Below are 19941 nucleotides of genomic sequence, written 5' to 3' on the forward strand. Positions count from 1 at the left end.
TACCTCCGCGTCGAGTCGGGCACCGCGTGCCCAGTCCCCTGCCGACATCAATTTCTTGCCCGGGGGCTGTATCTGCCCGAGTCGTACTGCGGTCGTCGCGGTACCGATGTAAAGACCATCCTTGCGCACTGCGATCTCGCCGACGTCCAACACCTCGTCCGTTACCGTGACGGGTCCGACTTTGACCCGGAGGTCGCCGATCATCGTCCAGGCACCGGGAGCGGGCGTAACTGCCCGAATGTGGCGATCCACCGTCAGTGCGGGAAAGTTCCAGCGCACGCGAGCCGCGTCGACAGTCACCTTCGGGGCGTAGGAAACGCCGTCGACGGATTGCGGAACCGCGTTGATCTCGCCCGCTTCGATGGCATCCAGAACGGATTCGAGCAGACCGGCTCCACCTTCAGCCAGACGCCCGAGCAGATCGCCCGCTGTGTCGGTGTCGCGGATACGTTCCGTCATCACTCCGTACACCGGGCCCGTATCCATGCCGGCTTCGAGGCGGAAGGCACTAGCGCCGGTCACTTCGTCGCCGGCACTGATCGCGGCCTGCACCGGCGCGGCGCCGCGCCAGGCGGGAAGCAGCGAGAAGTGCAGGTTGACCCAGCCGAATTTCGGTATGTCGAGGATGCTCTGTGGCAACAAGTTTCCGTACGCCACGACAGGCGCGCAATCGGGTTCGAAGCTCTTCAGCTCGGCTGCAAATTCGGGGTCGGACGCCTTGGCTGGCGTCAGCACCGGAATTCCGTACTCGTCGGCAATCAGACCGATAGGTGAGCGGGTGACCTTGCGGCCACGGCCGGCGACGGCGTCGGGACGCGTCACGACGGCAACAACCTCGTGGTTGGCCGACTCGATGAGTCGACGCAACGAGGGAACGGCGGGTTCCGGGGTTCCGGCGAAGACGACGCGCATGTCAGCCCTCCCGATTCTCAGGGCTGGTCGGACTGTGATCAGCCCGCTGGCCTATCGAACGTGATGGACTGCAACTCACGAAAGCGCTCCCGAATGTTGTGTGGATGGAACTGTCAGTCTAAGGAGTGCTGCCGCCGGTTTGTACCGCGCGGCACATCGAACACAATTCTCAGCAAGTTCTTTGGTGAGAACGCTGCAGATTCAGCAGTGGACGGTATTGACTGTCTCTGTCGCCACCACACGGCGTCCAGAAGCAAGAAGAACATGCACCGACCACACGGAGGTACTTCATGGCATGCATCGACAGCAAGTTCGACAAGGCATATGCAGGCAAGTCCGTCGAAGATTTGGCCGATGCGCCAGTGGCAGCCTTGAACGGCGTAAGTGATTCGGATGCAGAGCATTTGAAGGCTGCATTCAATATCAAGACTGTCCGCGATCTGGGTACGAACAAGTTTTTCCTGTGGGCGCAGGCTGCGGCCAAACTCGCTGAGTAATCGAATTTGACCGCAGTGACCGAGTCGACCTCAGGAGTTTGCGTCGATGACCACCTGCGGAATATCCGCGCCGAGCGGTACGGCCGTGCATGATGCGTGCCGCTCGGCATTCGGATCGAGTGACGTACGAATGATGTCGATCACGTAGGGGTCGTAGGGCATCCGGAAGTGGCCGGTCAGGTTCTGCGGGCACAAGTCCTGGAGAACGATGTTCTCGGCTCCGGGACCCTGTAAAGCGATATTGCTGGACGGCTGAATCATCTCGTCGACCCGCGAACCGATGGTGGTGTAGCGCACCCCTGGCACAGTGTCACCGCCGTCGTTGAGGCTGCGCAGCAGATCGGATCCCTCCATCTGTTCACGAACAGCAACGGAAAAGGTGTCCTCGACAAACTCGTCGCCGCCGGGGATCGCACGAATGATCGGCACGAGTCCGAACATCACGCCGCCATACGTGGGCGACGCCAGCCCGATCCACTGGTCGACGAACAGTGATCCACCGAGCTTGTTGATGTAGTACCGAGTCACGGTTGCGCCTTGCGAATACCCGACGACGTCGACGCGATCAGCCCCGGTCGCTGATCGCACCTGATCAACGAATGTACTGAATTCGCTTGCGCTCGAGACGATATCGCCGACGCCGTAGGTATCTTTCTCAGGATCCTTGCCGTAGTTGAGCGCGAAGACGCAGTACCCGTCAGCCGCGAGCGCCGGCGCAACGGCCGCCCAATCGGCGTAGGCCTGAGTATCGGTACCGTGCGCGAGCAGTACCGGCCGCGGATGCGCGGCACTGGACTTGCAGCCGAAATTGTTAGACCCCGCCGGTGCCACATCCGGATGCGCCTCGGCATATCCGGTGGCAGCGTGACGGGTAGTCTGCGCCGGCCCGACCAACGTCGGAGTGACGGCACCGGCGACACTGGGCACGGCCACTGCAAGTGCAGTCACCACCGAAAACACCAGTCCCGCAGACCTCGTCACAACGGTCATAATTCGATACTCCCACCTTGATCAGCACTATTGTAGGTACAGATCATAAGGTGCGAACCGACCGGTTACCCCACTAAGCGGCTATCGCCGGTTTCTTGATAAATACCGAACCCGCCACCGCAAGCAGCGAAATAACGCCACCCCACAGGAATGCGGTGTGGATACCGGACTGCTGCGCTGCGATATCGGTGGCACCGTCGCCTAGTTGTGATGCGGCTGTGTTCGACATGATCGTGACGAACAGCGCTGTGCCGGCAGCACCGGCCAGTTGCTGTCCCGTGTTGAAGATCGCACTGCCGTGTGAATACAACTCGGACGGAACTGATCCGAGCGACGACGTCATCAACGGCGTCATAACCAAGGCGAGACCTGCCATCAGCATCGAATGGATGCCGACAACCACAGGAAGCCCGGTCTCCGTGTCGAGGAGCGTCATCAGCCATAGTGCGCCGCTGACCACGACCACACCGGGGATGACCAGCGGGCGCGGACCGACGCGGTCGAATATGCGACCCACGAACGGCGCCAGAGCGCCCATGAGCAGACCACCGGGAAGTAGCAACAAACCGGTCTTCAAGGTGTCGAGGCCGCGCACATTCTGGAGGTACAAGGGCAGCAGGATGAGCGCACCGAACAGTGCCATCATGCTGATCGCCAACATGGCGAGTCCAATGCTGAAAGTGGGAGTGAGGAAGGGCCGCAAGTCGAGCAGTGCGCGTCCGTCCTCTTGCCGCGAAAGCTGACGCAGAACGAACACGACCAGAGCGACGACGCCGACCACCAGTGGTATCCACACCGGCACACCCGATCCTTCGGCAGAGTGCCCGATGGTGCCGAGTCCGTAGACGATGCCGCCGAATGCAAAGACGGACAAGATAACTGACAGGCCGTCGAACGGTGCCGCGCCGGTTGTGGTGAGGTTCTTGACCAACACCGAGCCGATGGCAAACGCAACGAGTCCGATCGGCAATACGATCCAGAACATCCAGCGCCAGTCCAGTGAGCGCAGGATCACACCGGAAAGGGTGGGACCGACCGCCGGAGCGACGGCAATCACGATGGAGATGACACCCATCATTGCGCCGCGTTTGTGTACGGGGACAACACGCAGGACCGTGGTCATGAGCAGCGGAAGCATGATTGCGGTGCCGCCGGCTTGGACAACGCGACCCATCAGAAGCAGTTCGAATCCGGGTGCGATTGCCGCCAGGAACGTGCCGACGCTGAAGAGCGTCATGGCTGCGGCGAAAACTTGTCGGAGTGTGAATCGCTGGAACAGGTAGCCCGTCGTGGGGATGACCACCGCCATGGTCAGCAGAAACCCGGTGGTCAGCCACTGCGCAGTACTGGCAGTGATGTCGAGATCCACCATCAGACGCGGCAGTGCCACACCCATGATCGTCTCGTTGAGGATCATGACGAATGCGGCGACCACCAAAACGCCGATCAACAATTTGCTGCCGCGGTCAAGATCGTCCATGTCAACCGCGTCCGATGAAACTTCTGTCTCTTCAATGTGCATGCGCTGCTACGGACTCTCTGAATTTAGTCGACAATTAATCTATTCAAAAAGAATATCAACCATCTCGAGAGTCACCGTCAACTTAATTTCGACGCGGGAACACCGGAGCGGCCCAAGCCGTGACTGCCGGATCGCCGCCACCCGGACATTCGCCTGAGACCTCCACTCCCGGGAAACTGCGAAAGATACTCCCGGGAATGGATGTCCGTCTCAACTATTTACAGCAGCTCCGAAATCTCCGCGGCGATCTGCTCCGGTGTCACGGTCGACTCGAAGCGGCGGACCACCTCTCCGTCCCGATCGACGAGGAACTTTGTGAAGTTCCACTTCACCTCGTCGGTACCGATCGCTTCGGGGCGAGTCTTGCTGACATGGTCGAAAAGGAATCCGATTTCGGGTCCGAAGTCACCCGGCGCCTCGCTGCGAAGGTACTCGAACAACGGGTCCGCGTTGTCGCCGTTGACCTCGAGCTTGGCGTGAACGGGAAACGTGACGTTGTAGGTGGTGCTGCAGAATTCCTGGATTTCCGCGTCCTGCCCGGGTTCTTGGTCGCCGAACTGATTGCACGGGAATCCGATTACTCGGAGACCGCGGTCCTTGTTCTCGCGGTACAAGGCGTCGAGCCCTTCGTACTGCGGTGTGAATCCACACTTGCTTGCCACGTTGACGATCAACAGTAGGTTGCCTTTGTACTGGCTCAGATCCTCGGTGGATCCGTCGGCAGCCTTGACGGCAAAGTTGTGGACAGTCATAAATTCTCCTGGTTATCGAAGTGATTATCTTGCTACCCAAGCTAGTTCATGCTTCACCGGGGTTGACAGCTGGACGCACCGAGTGTCGGGCACACTCAACTTCCCGAGTCTGTTGATCCGTCCTCGGCCAGCACGCGATACAAGGATTTCCGAGCCTCGATCAGAACATCGGCGGCCGCCTTGACCTGTGCCGGCGTCCCCACGGCGGCAACCTGACCGGCAGCACCCATGAGTTGTCCGATCAGCTCGCGCAAATCCTGTTCCGGCGCACCGACGCTGTCGCGAACGTCGTCCCAGGGCGAACCCAGATCAGCTTTGTGTTCCGCGACGTAGGCAACACCTTCAGCGGTGAGTCGGGCGGTTTTTCGGCCGGCGACCTTGTCGATGATGACCAAGCCTTCGTCTTCGAGTTGCGACAGAGCGGGGTAAATCGAGCCGGGACTCGGTTTCCACACGCCTCCACTGCGCTCGACGATCTGCTGGATCAGCTCATACCCGTGCATCGGTTCTTCGGCGATGAGAAGCAGAACTGCCGCCCGGACGTCACCCCGTCGACCCCGCCCGCCCCGGCCACGTCCCCGGCCCAAATGCGCACCCGGTCCGAAATGGCCCCGACCCCGTCCGTGTCCGCGCTCGCCGTCCGGAAAATGTCTGTCCATGTCCGACCTCCATGACTATCGTTGATAGTTCGACGATATATCGCTACCCGAGGCGGGGCAATTCTGCCGACATAGCACCATCACCTATCGAACGGTCGCAATACCGGCCAGGATGCGGTCGATTCCCGCGAGAAATTGTTCGCGGTCGTCATGCTCGCACAACTGGGTCGCCGCACTACTCAGGAACGGATACTCCGCCGCGTCGAGTTGCTCCCATCGTGTGGCGATGCTTCCGAGGAAGGCTGTTCGATCCGTCTCGCGTGCGTCCTCCACGTCCACGGCATCCCTGCGACAATCTACGAGGCCGAGCCCTCTGCGGAAGCGCGCACACAGGGCGGCCAGCTCGACATCCATCAACACAACGGACAACTCGCGCTCGAAGCTGCCGGTCTCACCGACGAGTTCCGCGCGATCATTCACGTGGGCGGCGCGGCTTCGCGCATACTCGACCAGCACCGCACGATGCTGCTCGACGAACCCGACGACGGCACAGACGGACGCCCCGAGGTACTCCGCGGAGACGTACGTCGGATCCTGCTCGACTCCTTGCCCGACGATACGATCCAGTGGGGACACAAGGTCACCGATGCTTCACCACTCGGCGACGGCCGGCATGAGCTGACCTTCGCCGACGGATCGACCGTAACCACCAGCATTCTTGTCGGTGGTGACGGCGCCTGGTCGAAGATCCGCCCGCTACTCTCCGGAGCCAAGCCCAAGTACGTCGGCACTGTATTCATCGAGAACATCGTTCACACCTACGTCCAACTGAACCGCTCCTCCGAGTGGATCGCCGGTATCAACTTCACCGACGCCGTCGTCGCGTGAGCCCTGGCAATCAACCGATTCGGCGCGGATCAATCTGAATCCGCACCGGACCCGAGGACTTCCGCGCACTCCGGGCTGCACGTGCGTGAGCGAGCGCATCAGCCAACGCACGCCCGTCCTTACGCGGCACCCGGATCAGCATTCGCTCCGGCGCCACTCCCGCCTCATCCTCCCCGGAGTACGGAAGCCGCTCCCCCGCCGGCAATTCCACCGGACCGAGAAGTACGGCGCTGCTCGGCAATTCCGCCGACGCCACTAATTCCGCGATTGCCGCGCTGCCACCGTCGATCGCGGCCAGATGCACGGCAGGCGGAAACCCGACCTCTTCGCGTTCGTCGAACTGATTGCGGGCGTGACCGATTGGATCCCAGCGCACCAACGCCTGAACGGTCGGGATTCCCGAATCGGCGACCACAACTACCTCGCCGCCTTCGGACAGCGGAATCACCAAGGCAGCGGCCGACATCCACCGCCTCAGCGTCTCTTCTTCGGCTCGCAGATCGGCGCGGCCGAGCAATGCCCAACCGTCGAGAAGCAGCGCGGCGCCATAACCGCCGGTCATCACCGGTTCTGCGCCGACGGTCGAAACGACCAAGGCTGGTCCCTGGGGAACTTCCTTGACCACGTCGCCGCCACCGGACAACACAACCTTCACTCCGGCAAACGCCCGGCCGAGTTCCTCGGCTGTACGACCGGCACCTACCACCACAGCCCGCAACGCCTTCGCACCACACGCATGACAGCGGTACGCCGCATCGGCGACGCCGCACCATCTGCACTCGGGAATTCCAGCACCGTCCGGACCGGCGGCGGACGGTAATGCCAAGGGCCCGTTGCATCGTCGACAGCGCGCCGGTGCTCGACATTTTCCGCACGCAAGAGTCGGAACATAACCACGACGCGGCACCTGAACCAACACGCCACGGCCATCGCGCAATGCGCGTCGTGCAGCGGCAAAAGCAATTGCCGGCAAGCGTGCCGCCCGGGCGCCCGGGTCCCGGGCCAATGCCTGATCACTATCTGCCAATGCAGTGATCTTGGGTGAGCAATGCCGAACGACGTCGCGGGCCGCCACCAAATCGTGAGCCCAACCGGAATCGACGAGTGCCTGCGATTCCGCGGTCCGCGAGAATCCGCCGATCACCGCGGCGCACCCGGCGACATGGGCCCGTAGGACTGCAGATTCCCGGGCATGCGGATACGGCGAACGCGGCTCCGCCAAGTTGTCGTCGCCGTCGTCCCACACCACTACGAGTCCGGTGTCCGGCGTCGGCGCAAAAACGGAACTTCGAGTGCCGACCACGATGCGCGCGCTTCCGCGTAGCGCCGCCAACCACCGTCGATAACGCATTGCCGGGCCCAAGCCTGCTGAAAGTCCCACCACCGCTTCAGCGCCGGACACTGCCTCACAGGCAGCGAGTACCCGATCGAGATCACGCTGATCGGGGACAACGATCACAGCGCTCTTCCCCACGGCTGCAACGGATCCCGCGAGTTCGGCCAGACGCATCGGCCAGTCTTCTCCGGGCAATGCCTGCCACACCGCACGCGGAGCGCGAAATTCACGGACTGCGGTGACAAATGTTTCGCCGTGCTGATAGAGGTGCCAGCCTCGTTCGCCCAATGTGGGCGCCGCAATGTCACCGCACGACTCCCACGGCTCAGCTTCAACTTTTGCATGGCGAGGGGGCACGGCTAATCGCAGTACATCCGCCCGCGTCCCGGCATAACGCTCGGCGACACGATCGACCAACTGCGCTACCTCGGCAGTGAGTACGCGCTCGGCGGAGATGACACGCTCGAGCCAACCGAACTTGCCCTGATGATCGCTGGTCGCCTCACGGGAGACGATGAAGCCGTCGACCAGACGACCAGCAAAGCGGATGCGCACCCGTACACCGGGTTGCGCATCCGCTTCGAGTTCACGGGGAACGAGATAGTCGAACTCCCGATCGAGGTGTGCGAGGGGAAGCATCGGTAGAACCCGGGCAACCGGATCAACCTCTGCCGCTACTCTTTCCGCGCCCACCCCGCTATGTCCACCCTGCTATGTCACTGGGCAATCAGAGACCGGCTGCGCTACGCAGCTTGTCTGCACGATCCGTGCTCTCCCACGGGAGATCGATATCGGTGCGACCGAAGTGGCCGTACGCAGCGGTCTTCGCGTAGATCGGGCGCAGCAGATCGAGATCGCGAATGATCGCTCCCGGACGCAGGTCGAAGACCTCGGTGATGGCCTGCTGGATGCGAGCCGGATCGGTCTTCTCGGTGCCGAACGTCTCGACGAACAAGCCGACCGGAGCTGCCTTGCCGATGGCGTATGCAACCTGAACTTCGATGCGGTCGGCGAGGCCGGCAGCAACTGCGTTCTTGGCAACCCAGCGCATGGCGTAGGCAGCACTGCGATCCACCTTGGACGGGTCCTTGCCGGAGAAAGCGCCGCCGCCGTGGCGAGCCATTCCGCCGTAGGTGTCGACAATGATCTTGCGGCCGGTCAGACCAGCGTCACCCATCGGTCCACCGAGGACGAACTTGCCCGTCGGGTTGACCAGCAAACGCACGTCGGAGGTATCCAGGTTCGCGAGGTTCACGTCGGCGAGAACCGAGTTGAGCACCTTCTCGCGAAGATCAGGCGTCAGCAGGTTGTCGAGATCGATGTCGGCAGCGTGCTGCGTCGAGATGACGACGGTGTCGAGGCGAACCGGCTTGTCACCGTCGTATTCGATGGTGACCTGAGTCTTGCCGTCGGGACGGAGGTACGGCAGAACGCCGGTCTTGCGAACCTCGGTGAGCCGACGTGCCAGTCGATGCGCCATCGCGATGGGGAGCGGCATCAGTTCCGGAGTGTCAGTGGTGGCGTAACCGAACATCAAGCCCTGATCGCCGGCGCCCTGACGATCGATCTCGTCGTCGAGCGTTCCGTCAACACGAGCCTCGTGCGAATGGTCAACGCCCTGAGCGATTTCCGGGGACTGTGCACCGATCGCGACGTTGACACCGCAAGAGTTGCCGTCGAAGCCCTTGGCCGAGCTGTCGTACCCGATCTCGAGGACCGTATCGCGGACAATCTTGGGGATGTCGGCGTAGGCGGTGGTCGTGACCTCACCGGCAACGTGCACCTGGCCGGTGGTGACCAGAGTTTCCACGGCGACGCGAGCACGCGGGTCCTGCGTCAGGATCGCGTCGAGGATGGAGTCGCTGATCGCGTCACAGATCTTGTCCGGATGCCCCTCGGTCACGGACTCGCTGGTGAATAGCCGACTGCCGGACTTGCTCACAGATCTCCCTCTCGACGCCTGAGTTCTTTTGACTACAGCTTATGGAAATATTCGAACCACCGTCGGTGGCCGTATTGCCGTACTTACGTATAACTGCGCCGACCATAGTCGCCGCACAATCCACGCAACACCCTTATGCTCACCCAAATTGGGTGTGATAGGTCTCACCGCTTACGGAAACAACGTCACCAATGCGTCCAGAACTCGGCTGGCCATCAAAGCCTTGGAACCGTGTTCGAGAGCCGATTCGGATCCGTCCGAACCCAGAAGCCAACCGTCGTTGTGGTCGACTTCGAAAGCCTTGCCTTCACCCACCGCGTTGACCACGAGGAGATCGCAGCCCTTGCGAGCAAGCTTGGAACGGGCGTAATCCAGAACATCGCCGTGCGCGTCACCCGTCTCCGCAGCGAATCCGACGATGACAGTGCGCTCATCGAGATCGCCGTCGCGACGAGATTCGACGAGTCCGGCCAGGATATCCACGTTTCGGGTCAAGCTGATCGAGTCGGGCTCGTTAGCGCCCTTCTTGATTTTGCTGCCCTCGACCGTGGTCGGCCGGAAATCGGCGACCGCCGCGGCCATGATGATGCCGTCATGCCCTGGAGCATGCTTCTCGACGGCCAATCGAAGATCTTCGGCAGTCTTGACGTGAACCACATCGACTGCTGCGGGATCCGCGAGGTCCGACGTGTATCCCGCGATCAGTGTGACGCGCGCACCGCGCTGCGCAGCCAGACGCGCGAGGGCATATCCCTGCTTGCCGGAACTACGATTGCCGAGGAAACGAACGGGATCGAGGGGCTCACGTGTGCCACCGGCAGTGACGAGCACCCGACGACCTTCGAGATCGCGAGGCAATGCGTCGACGCGCTCGAGGAGCAACGACGCGAGGCCGACGATCTCTTCGGGTTCGGGCAGACGGCCGGCACCGGTGTCTTTTCCGGTCAAGCGTCCGGACGCCGGTTCGATGACGTGAACTCCGCGCGAACGGAGCGTCGCCACGTTGGACACCGTTGCGGGGTGTTCCCACATTTCGGTGTGCATCGCCGGAGCGAAGACGACGGGGCAACGAGCCGTCAGCAGGGTGGCGGTCAGCAAGTCGTCGGCGCGGCCCATGACGGCTCGCGCCATCAAATCGGCTGTTGCCGGCGCGATGACCACAAGATCCGCCTCTTGACCGAGACGGACATGCGGCACCTGCGGCACATCAGCAAAAACGCCGGTATGCACTGGATTGCCGGAGAGTGCCTCGAAAGTGGCTCGTCCGACAAATTCCAGCGCTGACTCGGTGGGAATCACGCGGACGTAATGACCACTCTCGGTGAAGCTACGGATGATCGCGCATGTTTTGTACGCCGCGATGCCACCACCGACACCGACAACGATGCGCTTACGCGCCGAACCGGGGGTTTCCGCTGCTCCCCCGGTGCCCGAAACAGATTCGGGAGCGGCCGACGACGTGCTCACTCGCCTTCGGTGTGCTCGAGCAGATCAGCGTGGATTTCGCGCATCGCGATGGACAGCGGCTTTTCCTGCAGACCCGGCTCGACGAGGGGGCCGACGTATTCGAGGATGCCGTCACCGAGCTGGTTGTAGTAATCGTTGATCTGGCGAGCACGCTTGGCCGCGTAGATGACCAGGGCGTACTTCGAGGAGGTGCGTTCGAGCAACTCGTCGATCGGCGGGTTGGTGATGCCGAGCGGAGTGTCGTAGGCAGGCAGAGCGCCCTGGATTGCGGCGGACGCGGCTGAAGTGCTGCTCACTCTTGTGTCTCCTGAATTAGATCGTGCAATGAAGGCCTACATGAATCGACTGTATGCATCGAAATGGATGAAAATCAGTTCCCGACCAACAAGGATACCAACTCATCGCAAGCACGGCTTACATCTTCGTTCACGATGACCGTGTCGAACTCGTCCTGGGCTGCCAATTCCACTCGCGCGGTCTCGAGCCGCCTCGCGACTACGTCTTCGGTTTCGGTGCCACGGCCGGTCAGTCGCTGGACGAGAACGTCCCAACTCGGCGGAGCCATGAACACCAGGAGTGCTTCGGGTTTTGCCTTACGGACCGCACGGGCTCCGGCCAGATCGACCTCGACCAACACGGGCCGTCCTGCTTCGAGAGCTTCTTCGACGGGTGCCGCTGGGGTGCCTGATCGCTGTAGTCCGCCGTGAATGTCGGCCCATTCGAGGAGTTCACCGGAATCGATCATCCGTTGGAACTCGTCTCGAGTGGTGAAGCGGTAGTCCTTACCGTCCACCTCGCCGGGGCGAGGATCACGGGTCGTTGCCGACACGCTGAACATCAGCTCGGGCAACCGAGTTCTGAGTTCGCGGACCACGCTCGACTTGCCGACAGCCGAGGGGCCGGCTAGTACAACCAGCCGACCCCTCCGCACTGCAGTCTTGCTCTCTGACACAGCCTCAGCACTCATAAGAAACTGTTTTTGCAGCACTCATCATTACTGTTGCGCCAGTTTTCATCACGGTTCGACTCAGACCTCGAAGTCGAACTTGGTCAGCAGAGCCCGACGCTGACGATCACCGAGGCCGCGGATGCGACGGGTCGGAGCGATCTCCAGCTCGGTCATGATTTCCTGAGCCTTGACCTTGCCCACCTTCGGCAGAGCCTCGAGCAGAGCCGAAACCTTCATCTTGCCCAAGATTTCGTTTTCTTCGGCATCCTTGAGGACCTCTTTGAGGTCGGTGCCGCCGCGCTTCAAGCGCTCCTTGAGCTCAGCCCTGGCCTTGCGGGCAGCTGCTGCCTTCATTAAAGCAGCAGCGCGCTGCTCATCCGTCAACTGGGGAAGGGCCACGGTTCCTCCGTCTCATCGTGTGCAAATTTTGTCTATTCCGCTGGATAACCAGCAGCGATAGCGACCGTACTCACGCCTGGCGCGAATTGCTAACCCGCCCCCCGCGGTCCGGTGCAGATCACGGTGGGTTATGCGTGTGGAATCAAGTCCGAGAATCAACGCCTTCGATAGCACGATCGCGGCCGAAACCAAACGACACGAACATAGGTACGATTGCGAAAACTACTGTAGCACAACAGATTTCAAGTTCAAGACAATGCACTGCACCGAACTGCTTGGAACCTCGACCGTCAGTTCGACAAACGTGCTTGTCGACACAGTCAAATTTTTCGGTGCAATTCGGCGCGTATGCGCGTGTCGCGGCCGATTCTCAGGCCGGAAGCGAAGATTTCGGGTCGTCGACGCCGGATTCTGCAACGGCTTTTTGTGTCGAACCCGGTACGGCCAGGGCCACAACGACCACCAGTACCGCCCAAAGCAACGAGTTCTCCAGGACAAACCCCAGGATCGGGATGTTCAGATCGGCGCCCACTCGTGGCAATCGGAAAAGCACTACAACGGCAGTGAGCGCGGCCGCCACCGCGGACCACGCGGGAATCCCCCGCCGTCCGTCGACAGGCGTCAGCAGTACACCCACGGCCGGCACCAACCACACGAAGTGGTGGGTCCACGCTATAGGCGTGACCACCGCAGCAAGCAGTGCAACGACGGTGAAGGCCGCCAGATCCCCGCGTAAGCGCGCAGCGCGCCGGGTAGCGAGAATCCCCAGCGCGGCCAACACTGCGCAGGCAGCCAGCCATACAGGCCCCACCAGGGCATCAGGGAGTTCGCGCAACGCCATTCCGCGAAGAGATTGGTTCCCGAAGACCGCCGGGTCCCCCACCGCGACCTTGCCCGACAGTGAAGCGATGTCACCGAAGTAGTCGATGGTCTGGCGCGGCAGTACCGCGAGGCCTAACAAAGTCGCGCCGGCAAAACCGGCCAGTCCGCCGCCGAGCGCCTTCCACTTGCCAGTGATCAGGTAGTACCCGAGATACACGATCGGAACGAGCTTGATGGCACCGGCAATGCCGACCAGAACTCCCTCGGGCAACCACTTGGGCCGCGCGAGTACATCGATCAGACACAGCATCGTCAGAAACAACCCGACCTGCCCGTATCCGAGATGATCCGAAATCGGGGACGCGACCGTCCACAGGATCAGGAACCCCGCATACACCGCGAGGGGGCGCTTACGTGTGAGCGGAATGCCCCGATAACTCAAGACGATGATCACAGCCAGCATCAGGAGGCTGACAAAAGTCCACTCCCATTGCACGAACCCCCACGTTCCGATCGCAATCGGAACAGCAATGAGCGCTGCGAACGGTGGGTAGGTGAACGGAAGCCGGGCATTGAACGTGGAGTCGTACAGACTCGAACCGTCCAGAACTGCCTGCCCGGCTGTCCGATACACAGCGAGGTCGTCGCCGTGAACTCCGGTCACCGCTTGAAATACCGTAGCCAGCACAGCGCACAGCACAACAAGCACCGCGGCTAGCCACCAACGACGCTCCTGCCACCAACGACGCTTCGACGCCCCACCCGATCCGTTCACCGCCGGACGGTACCACCGGGATGTGACAGCGTTCGAAACGTCGTAATCGCTCACGGATCAGTTCGCCAATGCGGCTTCGATCTCGTCCCGATCGCGCATGGCCGCCTCACGAAGCGCCGTCACCGACGGGCCGTGCTTGAGGACGCCACGCGAAGAGTTGGGCAGAAGCAGTTCCGTAGAACCGGCGAAGATCTCCGCGAGGTCCGCAGCCGTCGCGCCCTGTGCCCCCAGTCCGGGAGCCAGGATCGGACCGCTGAAGTTGCTCAGGTCCAGTCCGTGATCGCGGGTGGCACCCACCACGAGTCCGACGGTGTCGTGGCCGTCGGCGTTTGCGGCGATCGAGTCGTCGACTATCGACTGGGCAACCGACACGCCATCGGCCGAAGACTGCTGCAGTCCTCCACCCTCAGGGTTGGATGTACGCGCAAGCACGAAGATTCCGCGTGCATTTTCGCGGGCCAACTCCAAGGCCGGCGCCAAGGCTCCGAATCCGAGGTACGGCGACACCGTCACCGAATCCGAGGACAACGGCGATTCTCCGAGCCAGGCCTGCGCGTACGCATCCATGGTGGAACCGATGTCGCCGCGCTTGGCATCCGCGACAACCAGTGTTCCGGCGTCGCGCAGTACCGAGATGGTGCGCTCGAGTACTGCAAAGCCCGCACTTCCGTACGCCTCGAAGAACGCGACCTGCGGCTTCACGATGGCAACTTCGCCGGTGAATGCCTCGACGCAGATCTCCGCAAAAGTTTCGAGACCCTCAGCCGAGCGGGGCAGGCCCCACGCGTCGAGAAGCGCCGGGTGTGGGTCGATGCCCACACACAGCCGCCCCCGGTCCGCGATTGCGGACCGGAGACGGTGACCCCAACTGTGTGTCACGACTGGGTGGACGGTTGACGCAGACCGGCGTGCAGTTCCTGCAAGGAATGAACGCCGATGTCGCCGCGGATTGCGGCTTCGATTCCCTGAACGGCAGCCGAAGCACCCTGCACAGTAGTGATGCACGGAATGTTCGACGCGACTGCGGCACTACGGATCTCGTAGCCGTCGACGCGCGGGCCGGAGTTGCCGTACGGGGTGTTGATCACCATGGCGACCTCGCCGCTCTTGATCTGGTCGACGATGGTGGCGGCGCCCTCGGGAACCTCTTCACCGGACTGCTTGTACACGTTCTTGCACTCGATACCGTTGCGACGCAATACATCTGCAGTGCCTTCGGTGGCAAGGATCGTGAAGCCCAGGTCTGCGAGTCGCTTGACCGGGAAGATCAGCGAACGCTTGTCCTTGTTGGCGACCGAGACGAACACGGCGCCTTCGGTGGGCAGCGAACCGTAAGCAGCGGTCTGAGACTTGGCAAATGCGGTGCCGAAGTCGAAGTCGATTCCCATGACCTCACCTGTGGACTTCATTTCCGGGCTCAGCAGGGTGTCGACGCCGGTGCCGTCAGCGCGACGGAACCGGTTGAACGGCAGAACTGCTTCCTTGACCGCGATGGGTGCACCGGCGGGAGTGTTTCCGCCGTCGCCCGTGGCGGGCAGGATGCCGCTGGCGCGCAGGTCCGCGATGGACTCGCCGAGCATGACGCGAGCACAGGCCTTGGCCAACTGAACGGCCGTCGCCTTGGAGACGAACGGAACGGTGCGGCTGGCACGCGGGTTCGCTTCGAGGACGTAGAGAATGTCGTCCTTGAGTGCGTACTGCACGTTGAGCAGGCCCTTGACGCCGATTCCCTTGGCAAGTGCCTCGGTGGAGCGTCGGACGTTCTCGAGGTCTGCGCGGCCCAGCGTGATGGGAGGCAGAGCGCACGCGGAGTCACCGGAGTGAATTCCGGCTTCCTCGATGTGCTCCATGACGCCGCCCAGGTACACCTCGGTGCCGTCGCACAGTGCGTCGACGTCGATCTCGACTGCGTCTTCGAGGAAACGGTCGACCAGCACGGGCCGGTCGTCCGAAATCTCGGTGGCGCGCGAGATGTAGTTGGCGAGGGAAGGCTCGTCGTAGACGATCTCCATGCCGCGTCCACCGAGCACGTAGGACGGACGAACGAGGACCGGGTAGCCGATTCCGGCAGCGATCTCACGGGCGCCGTCAAACGTGGTGGCGGTGCCGAACTTCGGTGCGGGCAGACCGGCTTCGTTCAGCACGCGACCGAATTCGCCACGGTCCTCGGCCAAATCGATTGCGGCCGGACTGGTTCCGACGATCGGAACGCCGGCAGCTTCGAGGCGCTTGGCCAGGCCGAGCGGGGTCTGGCCACCGAGCTGGACGATGACGCCGGCAACGGTGCCGGACTGCGCTTCTGCGCGGTAGACCTCGAACACGTCCTCGAACGTGAGCGGCTCGAAGTACAGGCGGTCAGCGGTGTCGTAGTCGGTGGAGACGGTCTCGGGGTTGCAGTTGACCATGACGGTCTCGTAGCCGGCCTCGGACAGCGTCTGCGCTGCGTGGACACAGGAGTAGTCGAACTCGATGCCCTGGCCGATGCGGTTGGGGCCCGATCCGAGGATCAGGACCTTGGGACGCTCGGTCTGCGGCGCGACCTCGGATTCGGCGTTGGGGTCCAGCTCGTACGTCGAGTAGTGGTACGGCGTCTTGGCTTCGAACTCTGCGGCGCAGGTGTCGACGGTCTTGTAGACCGGGTGCACGCCGAGCTCGTCGCGGAGGGCGCGAACTGCGTCTTCACCGGCGTGAGTGTCGCCGCCCAATTCGGGACGCAGTGCAGCGATCTGGCGATCGGACAGGCCGTGGTACTTGGCCTGACGCAGCGCAGCCTCGTCGAAGGATTCGGTAGCGCGAATCTTGTTGCCGAGCTCGTGGATCTGCAGGAACTGGTCGAGGAACCACGGATCGATCTTGGTGGCCTCGAAAAGCTGCGAGGTGGTGGCGCCCATCGCGAATGCCTTCTCGATGCCGTACATGCGGCCATCCTGCGGAACGCTCAGGTCGGCGAGGAGAGCTTCGAGGCTCTCGGCTTCTACTTCGAGGCCCGTCCAGTAACCCGCACGCTTGGTCTCGAGCGAACGCATGACCTTGCCGAATGCCTCGGTGAAGTTGCGGCCGATGCTCATGGCCTCGCCCACCGACTTCATCGTGGTTGTCAGGGTGCCGTCGGCGCCGGGGAACTTCTCGAATGCGAACCGCGGAGCCTTGACGACGACGTAGTCGAGCGTCGGCTCGAAGCAAGCCGGCGTTTCCTTGGTGATGTCGTTGACGATCTCGTCGAGCGTGTAGCCGATGGCCAGCTTGGCGGCCATCTTCGCGATCGGATAACCGGTCGCCTTCGACGCCAGAGCAGACGAGCGGGACACGCGCGGGTTCATCTCGATGACAACCAGGCGGCCGTCGGCGGGGTCCATCGCGAACTGGATGTTGCAGCCGCCGGTGTCGACGCCCACCTCACGCAGGATGTCGATGGAGAGGTCGCGCATGTCCTGGTACTCGCGGTCGGTCAGGGTCATCGCGGGTGCGACGGTGACCGAGTCGCCGGTGTGGACACCGACCGGGTCCACGTTCTCGATGGAGCAGACGATCACGACGTTGTCGCGACTGTCACGCATAAGCTCGAGCTCGTATTCCTTCCAACCGAGGATGGATTCCTCGATGAGGACGTTGGCCGTCGGCGACGCAGCGAGACCGCCACCGGCGATCCGGTTGAGGTCGTCGACGTTGTACGCCATGCCGGAGCCGAGGCCACCCATGGTGAAGGACGGGCGAACAACAACCGGGTAGCCGAGCTCGGCGACCGTGGCGTGTACTTCGTCCATCGTGTAGCAAACAGCCGACTTCGCGGATTCGCCACCGACCTTGGCGACGATGTCCTTGAACTTCTGGCGATCCTCGCCGCGCTGGATGGCGTCGAAATCGGCACCGATCAGCTCGACGTCGTACTTTTCGAGGATGCCCTGCTCATGCAATGCCACTGCGGCATTGAGAGCGGTCTGGCCACCGAGCGTCGCGAGGACGGCGTCGATCTTGTGGCCCTGCAAGGCTTCCTTGGCGATGACCTTCTCGAGGAACTCGGCCGTGATCGGTTCGACGTACGTGGCGTCGGCGAACTCGGGGTCCGTCATGATCGTCGCCGGGTTGGAGTTGACCAGGCTGACGCGCAGGCCTTCCTCTTGCAGGACGCGGCAGGCCTGGGTGCCCGAGTAGTCGAACTCGCAGGCCTGACCGATGACGATCGGACCGGAGCCGATTACCAGGATGTGCTTGAGATCTGTACGGCGTGGCATTAGTTCTTGACTCCGGTTTCTTTCCGTGCGGAGAGCAGGCTGGTGAAGCGGTCGAAGAGGTACGCGGCGTCGTGCGGGCCGGCGGCAGCTTCGGGGTGGTACTGAACCGAGAAGGCCGAATCGTCGAGCAGGCGAACGCCTTCGACGGCTCCGTCGTTGGCGCAGGTGTGGCTGACCACGGCCCGACCGAACGGTGTGTCGAATTCCTGGCCGGCTTCGCCTTCGAGCGCGAAGCCGTGATTCTGAGCGGTGATCGCGATGCGACCGGTCTGATGCTCGATCACCGGGACGTTGATGCCGCGGTGCCCGAACTTCATCTTGTAGGTGCTCATCCCGAGCGCGCGGCCCAGGATCTGGTTGCCGAAGCAGATACCGAACAGCGGCAAGCCCTGTCCGATGACCTCTTTGGTGAGGTGCACAGCGCCGTCGGCGGTGGCCGGGTCACCCGGACCGTTGGAGAGGAACACTCCGTCGGCCTTGAGGTCCAGGATCTGCTCGAGCGTCGCGTTGGACGGCAAGACGTGAACGCGGATACCGCGCTCGGCGAACATGCGCGGAGTGTTGGTCTTGATGCCGAGGTCGATGGCGGCAACGGTGTACAGCGCCTCACCACCCTTGGGCTCGACGATGTAGCCGCTGGTGGTGCTGACCTCGCTGGCGAGATCGGCGCCGAGCATGGTCGGCTGATCCTTGACCCGCTCGATCAGAACATCGTCGGCAGCAAGTGCGTCACCGGAGAAGATTCCGGCCTTCATGGAACCGCGGGTACGCAGGTGGCGGACCAGCGCGCGGGTGTCAATGCCGGCGATGCCGACAATCGACTGCTCTTCGAGCTTGGCCTGCAGCGAACCCGTCGCGCGCCAGCTCGAGGTAACCCGCGATGGGTCGCGGACTACGTAACCGGCAACCCAGATCTTGGCTCCCGCGGAATCACCGGTGGGGCCGACGGACTCGTCGTCCTCGTCGTTCCAGCCGGTGTTGCCGATCTGGGGAGCGGTAGAGACCACGATCTGACGGTGGTAGCTGGGATCGGTGAGCGTTTCCTGGTAGCCGGTCATGCCGGTGCTGAACACCGCTTCGCCCAGTGTCTGGCCAACCGCGCCGAAGGTGGTTCCGCGGAACACCCGTCCGTCTTCTAGGACCAGTACTGCGGGGCTGTTGTCAAAGCCGCTCATGCGTTCTTTCCGTTCTGCTCGATCTCGCCAGAGCTTGCGTCTTCGTTGTTTTTAGTCTCAGTGGATGCGTCTGGGTTCGACCCTGTTAGCGGCTTGACCCAGTCTGGGTAGGCCAACTTGTCGTCGCCCCGCACACCCGTGTCGATCTCGGTGCCGCTCGGCAACTCCCAGCGGATGACCAGGACGCCGTCCTTGCTCATGACCTTGCCAGCAAGACCGTTCTCGGTACGGATCGCGCGAATCGACTTCTGGGGAATCCAGATTGCCGACGCACCGGTGCGCTCCAACAAGATTCCGCCGGAGTAACGGCTGATCTCGCACGTGGACCGGAACCCGAGGTCGCCGACGGCGATGCGGTCCTGCCAACTGGGCGCGATGGTGCTGCCGACGTACAGGCCCGTGGTGGGCATGACGAGCAGTTCACCCAAAGTTGCCGGTACCGTGGGCAACTCGCCGATCGAGTCCTTCTGACGTCTCGCTCGGCCGCGCCACCCGATGAACATGAGGCCGATCATGGCGACCCAGAAGATCACCAGTCCTACGACCCACAGCACTCTTTCCATCTCCATGACGCCTACTCCTCGTTCCGCAGCCGTGCATTTCCGTCATGTGCGGTAATGCGCCCACGTAACAGTGTGGTCGTGACCCGAGCGGGCAATGTCATCGACTCGTACGGAGTGTTAT

At 62.4% G+C, this 19941-nt stretch carries 18 protein-coding genes; 2 read left to right on the plus strand and 16 right to left on the minus strand.

The genetic code is table 11. The annotated features are described in order from the left end of the window. A partial coding sequence (gene fmt / locus QM600_RS24795) for a methionyl-tRNA formyltransferase (RefSeq protein ID WP_283264311.1) occupies window positions 1-912 on the minus strand: 912 nt, incomplete at its 3' end. Between the two features lie 290 nt (window positions 913-1202). Between fmt and QM600_RS24800 the strand changes: the two genes are divergently transcribed. Continuing rightward, window positions 1203-1409: a hypothetical protein gene (locus QM600_RS24800; protein WP_283264312.1), complete on the plus strand. Its 207-nt coding sequence runs from the start codon at window positions 1203-1205 to the stop codon at window positions 1407-1409. Between the two features lie 30 nt (window positions 1410-1439). On the opposite strand, the gene QM600_RS24805 is transcribed toward QM600_RS24800, so the two are convergent. The 4 genes from QM600_RS24805 to QM600_RS24820 form a co-directional block, all read right to left on the minus strand. Next, window positions 1440-2399, minus strand: a complete 960-nt coding sequence (locus QM600_RS24805) for an esterase/lipase family protein (protein WP_283264313.1) — start codon at window positions 2397-2399, stop codon at window positions 1440-1442. A gap of 73 nt (window positions 2400-2472) precedes the next feature. Continuing rightward, window positions 2473-3879 carry a DHA2 family efflux MFS transporter permease subunit gene (locus QM600_RS24810; RefSeq protein WP_283264315.1) on the minus strand — a complete coding sequence of 469 codons (1407 nt, stop codon included), beginning with the start codon at window positions 3877-3879 and terminating at the stop codon, window positions 2473-2475. Window positions 3880-4139: 260 nt separating this feature from the next. Beyond that, a complete protein-coding gene (locus tag QM600_RS24815; protein WP_283264316.1) occupies window positions 4140-4673 on the minus strand; it encodes a glutathione peroxidase in 534 nt (177 codons plus the stop codon). A 95-nt stretch (window positions 4674-4768) separates the two neighbouring features. Then, entirely contained in the window at window positions 4769-5332 is a 564-nt protein-coding gene (locus QM600_RS24820) for a PadR family transcriptional regulator (protein WP_283264317.1), read from the minus strand. Between the two features lie 150 nt (window positions 5333-5482). On the opposite strand from QM600_RS24820, the gene QM600_RS24825 reads away from it, so the two are divergent. Next, entirely contained in the window at window positions 5483-6160 is a 678-nt protein-coding gene (locus QM600_RS24825; RefSeq protein ID WP_283264319.1) for an FAD-dependent oxidoreductase, read from the plus strand. Between the two features lie 10 nt (window positions 6161-6170). On the opposite strand, the gene QM600_RS24830 is transcribed toward QM600_RS24825, so the two are convergent. From QM600_RS24830 to QM600_RS24880, 11 genes are all read right to left on the minus strand, one after another. Continuing rightward, complete coding sequence (locus QM600_RS24830; protein ID WP_283264320.1) at window positions 6171-8189, minus strand: primosomal protein N'; 2019 nt, start codon at window positions 8187-8189, stop codon at window positions 6171-6173. Window positions 8190-8223: 34 nt separating this feature from the next. After that, window positions 8224-9438, minus strand: a complete 1215-nt coding sequence (gene metK, locus QM600_RS24835; protein WP_283264322.1) for a methionine adenosyltransferase — start codon at window positions 9436-9438, stop codon at window positions 8224-8226. A gap of 171 nt (window positions 9439-9609) precedes the next feature. Further along, complete coding sequence (gene coaBC / locus QM600_RS24840; RefSeq protein ID WP_283264323.1) at window positions 9610-10905, minus strand: bifunctional phosphopantothenoylcysteine decarboxylase/phosphopantothenate--cysteine ligase CoaBC; 1296 nt, start codon at window positions 10903-10905, stop codon at window positions 9610-9612. Continuing rightward, on the minus strand, window positions 10902-11201 hold the full coding sequence (rpoZ, locus tag QM600_RS24845) for a DNA-directed RNA polymerase subunit omega (RefSeq protein ID WP_283264326.1): 300 nt from the start codon (window positions 11199-11201) through the stop codon (window positions 10902-10904). The genes coaBC and rpoZ overlap by 4 nt, the downstream gene beginning before the upstream one ends. Window positions 11202-11275: 74 nt before the next feature. Continuing rightward, window positions 11276-11872, minus strand: a complete 597-nt coding sequence (gmk, locus tag QM600_RS24850) for a guanylate kinase (RefSeq protein ID WP_094274990.1) — start codon at window positions 11870-11872, stop codon at window positions 11276-11278. Window positions 11873-11932: 60 nt separating this feature from the next. Continuing rightward, window positions 11933-12253, minus strand: coding sequence for an integration host factor, actinobacterial type (mihF, locus tag QM600_RS24855; protein ID WP_283264328.1), 321 nt, complete (start codon window positions 12251-12253; stop codon window positions 11933-11935). A gap of 370 nt (window positions 12254-12623) precedes the next feature. Further along, entirely contained in the window at window positions 12624-13850 is a 1227-nt protein-coding gene (locus QM600_RS24860; RefSeq protein WP_283264329.1) for a glycosyltransferase 87 family protein, read from the minus strand. 57 nt (window positions 13851-13907) lie between these two features. Beyond that, window positions 13908-14729 carry an orotidine-5'-phosphate decarboxylase gene (pyrF, locus tag QM600_RS24865; protein ID WP_283264330.1) on the minus strand — a complete coding sequence of 274 codons (822 nt, stop codon included), beginning with the start codon at window positions 14727-14729 and terminating at the stop codon, window positions 13908-13910. After that, window positions 14726-18082, minus strand: coding sequence for a carbamoyl-phosphate synthase large subunit (gene carB / locus QM600_RS24870; RefSeq protein WP_283264331.1), 3357 nt, complete (start codon window positions 18080-18082; stop codon window positions 14726-14728). The genes pyrF and carB overlap by 4 nt, the downstream gene beginning before the upstream one ends. Beyond that, a complete protein-coding gene (carA, locus tag QM600_RS24875) occupies window positions 18082-19257 on the minus strand; it encodes a glutamine-hydrolyzing carbamoyl-phosphate synthase small subunit (protein ID WP_283264332.1) in 1176 nt (391 codons plus the stop codon). Before carA ends, carB begins: the two co-directional genes overlap by 1 nt. Next, window positions 19254-19820, minus strand: coding sequence for a PH-like domain-containing protein (locus QM600_RS24880; protein WP_283264335.1), 567 nt, complete (start codon window positions 19818-19820; stop codon window positions 19254-19256). The genes carA and QM600_RS24880 overlap by 4 nt, the downstream gene beginning before the upstream one ends. Window positions 19821-19941: the final 121 nt, after the last annotated feature.

It is taken from the genome of Rhodococcus sp. IEGM 1379 (genome assembly GCF_030056815.1).
In the GTDB taxonomy this organism is placed as follows: Bacteria; Actinomycetota; Actinomycetes; order Mycobacteriales; family Mycobacteriaceae; genus Rhodococcus_F.

What these genes read in the sequence shown, in the direction of transcription:
- QM600_RS24805 (WP_283264313.1), bottom strand. Translation starts at nt 2,399, where the DNA reads ATGACCGTTGTGACGAGGTCTGCGGGACTGGTGTTTTCGGTGGTGACT.
- gmk (WP_094274990.1), bottom strand. Translation starts at nt 11,872, where the DNA reads ATGAGTGCTGAGGCTGTGTCAGAGAGCAAGACTGCAGTGCGGAGGGGT.
- QM600_RS24880 (WP_283264335.1), bottom strand. Translation starts at nt 19,820, where the DNA reads ATGGAAAGAGTGCTGTGGGTCGTAGGACTGGTGATCTTCTGGGTCGCC.
- QM600_RS24810 (WP_283264315.1), bottom strand. Translation starts at nt 3,879, where the DNA reads ATGGACGATCTTGACCGCGGCAGCAAATTGTTGATCGGCGTTTTGGTG.
- carA (WP_283264332.1), bottom strand. Translation starts at nt 19,257, where the DNA reads ATGAGCGGCTTTGACAACAGCCCCGCAGTACTGGTCCTAGAAGACGGA.
- carB (WP_283264331.1), bottom strand. Translation starts at nt 18,082, where the DNA reads ATGCCACGCCGTACAGATCTCAAGCACATCCTGGTAATCGGCTCCGGT.
- QM600_RS24825 (WP_283264319.1), top strand. Translation starts at nt 5,483, where the DNA reads ATGCTCGCACAACTGGGTCGCCGCACTACTCAGGAACGGATACTCCGC.
- QM600_RS24820 (WP_283264317.1), bottom strand. Translation starts at nt 5,332, where the DNA reads ATGGACAGACATTTTCCGGACGGCGAGCGCGGACACGGACGGGGTCGG.
- QM600_RS24800 (WP_283264312.1), top strand. Translation starts at nt 1,203, where the DNA reads ATGGCATGCATCGACAGCAAGTTCGACAAGGCATATGCAGGCAAGTCC.
- QM600_RS24815 (WP_283264316.1), bottom strand. Translation starts at nt 4,673, where the DNA reads ATGACTGTCCACAACTTTGCCGTCAAGGCTGCCGACGGATCCACCGAG.